The 1,759-nt window shown below is 37.9% G+C and carries 1 protein-coding gene; it reads left to right on the forward strand.

What is annotated here, in order from left to right; genetic code table 11:
• The first annotated feature begins 152 nt into the window (after positions 1-152).
• Positions 153-1,700, forward strand: coding sequence for an L-glutamate gamma-semialdehyde dehydrogenase (gene pruA, locus V7024_RS03475; protein ID WP_335515717.1), 1,548 nt, complete (start codon positions 153-155; stop codon positions 1,698-1,700).
• Positions 1,701-1,759: the final 59 nt, after the last annotated feature.

Raw genomic sequence — 1,759 nt, forward strand, 5'->3', positions numbered from 1 at the left:
CTTATGCATCATGTTGTTTTTTTATTTATTATATTTAAAAAATTATTTAATTTTAAAAATATAAGTCTAAGAATATTTGAACAAATCGAAATTATCGTGTAGAATAATGTTGTATTTATGTAAACGCTTTTTTCTAAGGGGAGGCTAAAATAATGGTAGTAGCATACAAACATGAGCCATTTACAGATTTTACGGTAGAGGCAAATAAAGTTGCATTTGAAGAAGGTTTAAAGAAAGTAGAATCTTATCTTGGACAAGACTATCCATTAATTATTGGGGGAGAAAAGATCACTACAGACGATAAAATCGTTTCTGTAAATCCTGCAAATAAAGAAGAAGTCGTTGGCCGCGTTTCAAAAGCAAGTCGTGAATTAGCAGAGAAAGCAATGCAAGTAGCGGATGAAACATTCCAAACTTGGAGAAAAACGAAACCAGAAATGCGCGCAGACATTTTATTCCGCGCAGCTGCAATCGTTCGCCGCAGAAAACATGAGTTTTCCGCAATTCTTGTAAAAGAAGCAGGTAAGCCATGGAATGAGGCAGATGCTGATACAGCAGAAGCAATTGACTTCATGGAGTATTATGGTCGTCAAATGTTGAAATTAAAAGATGGCATTCCGGTAGAAAGCCGTCCAATTGAATATAATCGTTTTTCTTACATTCCATTAGGAGTAGGTGTTATCATTTCTCCTTGGAACTTCCCATTTGCTATTATGGCAGGTATGACAACAGCTGCATTAGTGTCTGGTAACACTGTATTATTAAAACCAGCTAGTACAACACCTGTAGTAGCAGCGAAGTTTATGGAAGTATTAGAAGAAGCTGGATTACCAGCAGGCGTAGTAAACTTCATTCCTGGTAACGGTTCTGAAGTTGGTGACTACTTAGTAGATCATCCTCGTACACGCTTCATCAGCTTCACTGGATCACGCGATGTTGGTATTCGTATTTACGAACGCGCAGCAAAAGTAAATCCAGGACAAATTTGGTTAAAACGCGTTATCGCTGAAATGGGCGGTAAAGATACAATCGTTGTTGATAAAGAAGCAGATCTTGAATTAGCAGCAAAATCTATCGTTGCATCTGCATTTGGATTCTCAGGACAAAAATGTTCTGCATGTTCTCGTGCAATAATCCATGAAGATGTATACGATCACGTATTAAACCGTGCAATTGAATTAACAAATGAATTAACAGTAGGAAACCCAGAAGAAAAAGGTATCAACATGGGACCTGTTAATGACCAAGCTGCATTTGATAAAGTAATGAGCTACGTTGCGATTGGTAAAGAAGAAGGTAAACTTGTAGCAGGTGGCGAAGGTGATGATTCTCAAGGTTGGTTCATTAAACCAACAATCATTGCTGACGTTGCAGAAGATGCTCGTCTTATGAAAGAAGAAATCTTCGGACCAGTTGTAGCATTCTGCAAAGCAAAAGACTTTGATCATGCACTTGCAATTGCGAACAATACAGAATACGGTTTAACAGGAGCTGTTATTTCTAATAACCGTGAACATATCGAAAAAGCACGTGAAGACTTCCACGTTGGTAACTTATACTTCAACCGTGGATGTACTGGTGCAATCGTAGGTTACCAACCATTTGGTGGCTTTAACATGTCTGGTACAGACTCTAAAGCAGGTGGCCCTGACTACTTAGCACTTCACATGCAAGCAAAAACTACTTCTGAAACTCTATAAGAAGTATAAGAAAGACCTTCTCGTAACTGAGAAGGTCTTTAATTATTGTAACTACTCAG

The organism is Bacillus sp. JJ864, assembly GCF_036963045.1.
GTDB lineage: Bacteria > Bacillota > Bacilli > Bacillales > Bacillaceae_G > Bacillus_A > Bacillus_A pseudomycoides_C.

Coding starts and splice junctions, on each gene's coding strand:
- pruA (WP_335515717.1), top strand. CDS start 153: ATGGTAGTAGCATACAAACATGAGCCATTTACAGATTTTACGGTAGAG.